Source organism: Christensenella sp. (assembly GCF_034927525.1).
Classification (GTDB): domain Bacteria; phylum Bacillota; class Clostridia; order Christensenellales; family Christensenellaceae; genus Christensenella.
The window spans coordinates 1-2799 of the sequence record NZ_JAYFPU010000149.1 but is presented as its reverse complement, the minus strand read 5'-3'; the positions used below and the strand labels follow the sequence as shown (position 1 = coordinate 2799).

Here is a 2799-nt window from a genome sequence, read left to right as displayed (position 1 = left end):
AGAGGCTCCGGAGGGCTCGTCCGGCGTAACTGTTTCTGCACCGGCATCAGCGTCCACGGTCTGCGATACGGCGGGCGGGTCCCCGCTGGGGATAAACTGAGAGAGATAGCCGGTGATGTTGTTCATCCAGCCGGTGAAGGTCATCACGCCGATGAGTATCATCAGTACGCCGCCGATTTTCGCTGTGTATTTCACCGCGCTTTGATGCTTCTTGAAAAAGTCCAGCAGTGATCCGGTGAACAAACCCACCGCCATAAAGGGCAAAACAAATCCCAATGTATAGAGCGCAATCAACAGAAAGCCCAGCCCTGCGGTTTTGGCGGAGGATGCCATCAGCAGGGCGCTGGTCAGCATTGGGCCGACACACGGCGTCCAGGCAAAGCTGAAGGTGAAACCCAGCACCAGCGCGATCAGGGGATTCATGGCCAGTTTGTCCAACCTAAAGGGCAGACGTACCGTCCGCCCGGTCCATTTAAACTCAAAGAAGCCCAGCTGCAACAGGCCAAACAGGATAATCAAAATGCCGGACACACGGGCGAACAGTACCTGATTGCCCGAAAAGAAGCGGCCGAGTGTAGTGAATCCAAGCCCCAGCAGAAAAAAGGCAAAGCTGATCCCTATCACGAAAAACAAAGTGTTTATCATTACTCGGCTTCGCTTGTAGCGTACTACCCCCTGCTCGTCAACGCTCTTGGCTCCACCTGCCAGATAACTCAAGTACAGCGGAACCAACGGCAGCACACAGGGTGAAAAGAAACTAAATAATCCCTGAAGTAAAACAGCGAGAGCCGGAACTCCAGCCTGTACATTCAAATCCATACACTCTACCTTTCGTGTTAGGCGGTAAGCAGCCACCATAAATTAGACTTATCATAGCACGCATGCACGAAAAAGATTGTGACCAGATCACAGTGCATATTGTTTACTCCGGCTGCGTGATATATGTCACCGAATGCATGCAACTGCAGTGCTATACTTGCAATTAACAAGGCAGATTCGATCTCATTGCACTGTGAGAAACACAATTGATGGAAAGGAAGATAAGTATGGAAAAGGTGTATCATTTTAATCAGTCCGCAGAAAAACTTATTGAGAAGATTTTGGATGATGATGTGGCGATGATCAACCACATGATTTTGAATCAGGGGGAGGCGCTTCCGCAGCATGATTCCAACTCGAATGTCTATATGATCATCGTGCGCGGCGCAGTCACTGCACAATTGGGAGAGAATCCCGCGAAACGCTATGAACACGGAAACATTTTGAACATTCCTGGCAAGATAAAGATGAATATCTCCAATGCGGATGCAGAGCAAGCGGAGTTCTTTGTCATAAAGGCCCCCAGCCCGAGACTGTATCAGTCATCACATGATTGAAAGGAGTGCGCCATGAAAGTAACGGTAGATCGGGATGCTTGCATCGGGTGCGGATTATGCGCCGGCATTTGCCCCGAGGTGTTTGAAATGGACAAAGAAAACATTGCCAAGGTGATTGCTCAGCCGGACGCAAGTACAGAAGCCAGCGCGAAAGAGGCGGCAGATAGCTGCCCGGTCAGCGCAATTTCGGTAGAGTGATTTAGATACGAAAAAACAGCTTGCGACTTATCGCAGGCTGCTTTTTCATATGTCCCTCTGTGACAAGGTTACTGTGTGTTATCACGCATTTTGGTTATGATGGCGTCATTGATACAAGGCGAGGGAAAGGAGCTTTACATGGCAGATGTCATTATGATCGGCAGCGGGCCGGCGGGCATATCCGCTGCGCTATATGCCGCGAGGGCGGGGCTTGAGACGATAGTGATTGGGCGCGACAACGGCGCTCTTGACAAGGCCGACAAGATCGAAAACTATTATGGCTTCGCAGAGCCCGTAAACGGCAAACAACTCGTGGCCCAGGGCATCGAGCAGGCAAAGCGGCTCGGTGTCCAGATGATAACAAGAGAGGTCACCGGAATGAGCTACGACGGGGAATACCTTGTAAAAACTAAAGCGGGTGAGTTCCGGGCAAAAGCAGTGATCATGGCCACCGGCTCACCGCGCAAAAAGCCTGCAATCAACGGGCTGGACGATTACGAGGGTAAGGGTGTAAGCTATTGCGCCACCTGCGATGCCTTTTTCTACCGCGGAAAGGATGTAGCTGTGCTGGGCTGCTGCGATTACGCGCTGAGTGAAGCGCTTGAATTAGCTCCCATTGCAAACAGCGTCACCATCGTCACGAACGGAGAGCATCCCATTTCCAGCATTCCGAGCCATATCAAGGTAGTACAGACCAAAATTGTCGAGCTCAGTGGTGCAGGGAGCCTCGACGGCGTCGTGTTTGAGGATGGAACCCGGCTGGATGTCAGCGGCCTGTTTGTCGCTGTCGGTGTGGCGGGGAGCAGCGATCTTGCGAGGAAACTGGGGGCGCAGACCGAAGGCAGCAAAATTGTGGTCGATGAGAATATGTCCACCAACATTCCCGGTCTTTACGCCGCAGGCGACTGCACCGGTGGCTTGCTCCAAATTGCAAAGGCCGTTTATGAAGGGGCAAAGGCAGGGATTGAGGCTGTAAAGTACGTTCGTAGTGTGACCAGCTCACAGAAGTAGTTGTCCACTTTTCTATATGATAAAGTCATCAAAAACTAAGGAGATGGATATTGTGTCAGTAATGAAAATAACCAGAGAGAACTTTGAAAAAGAGGTCATGCAATCGGACAAGCCGGTTCTGCTGGATTTCTGGGCGCCGTGGTGTGGACCATGTCGGATGGTAGGCCCTGTGATTGATACCATCGCCGAGGAAGTCACCCACGCCAAGGTTGGC

The 2799-nt window shown here is 51.4% G+C and carries 5 protein-coding genes; 4 read left to right on the top strand and 1 reads right to left on the bottom strand.

Translation table 11 applies throughout. The annotated features are described in order from the left end of the window. Positions 1-819, bottom strand: an 819-nt coding sequence (locus VB081_RS06080; protein ID WP_323399937.1) for a cytochrome c biogenesis CcdA family protein, incomplete at its 3' end; no start/stop codon positions are given. Positions 820-1046: 227 nt separating this feature from the next. On the opposite strand from VB081_RS06080, the gene VB081_RS06075 reads away from it, so the two are divergent. From VB081_RS06075 to VB081_RS06060, 4 genes are all read left to right on the top strand, one after another. Beyond that, entirely contained in the window at positions 1047-1376 is a 330-nt protein-coding gene (locus tag VB081_RS06075; protein WP_323399936.1) for a cupin domain-containing protein, read from the top strand. Positions 1377-1388: 12 nt separating this feature from the next. Further along, on the top strand, positions 1389-1574 hold the full coding sequence (locus VB081_RS06070; RefSeq protein WP_323399935.1) for a ferredoxin: 186 nt from the start codon (positions 1389-1391) through the stop codon (positions 1572-1574). A gap of 138 nt (positions 1575-1712) precedes the next feature. Then, positions 1713-2585 carry an NAD(P)/FAD-dependent oxidoreductase gene (locus VB081_RS06065; RefSeq protein WP_323399934.1) on the top strand — a complete coding sequence of 291 codons (873 nt, stop codon included), beginning with the start codon at positions 1713-1715 and terminating at the stop codon, positions 2583-2585. A gap of 52 nt (positions 2586-2637) precedes the next feature. Then, positions 2638-2799 (top strand): thioredoxin domain-containing protein (locus tag VB081_RS06060; protein WP_323399938.1); only part of this gene is annotated, 162 nt, incomplete at its 3' end.

Excerpts from the sequence above, each read along its gene's own strand:
- VB081_RS06065 (WP_323399934.1), top strand. The coding sequence starts at position 1,713 with ATGGCAGATGTCATTATGATCGGCAGCGGGCCGGCGGGCATATCCGCT.
- VB081_RS06075 (WP_323399936.1), top strand. The coding sequence starts at position 1,047 with ATGGAAAAGGTGTATCATTTTAATCAGTCCGCAGAAAAACTTATTGAG.
- VB081_RS06070 (WP_323399935.1), top strand. The coding sequence starts at position 1,389 with ATGAAAGTAACGGTAGATCGGGATGCTTGCATCGGGTGCGGATTATGC.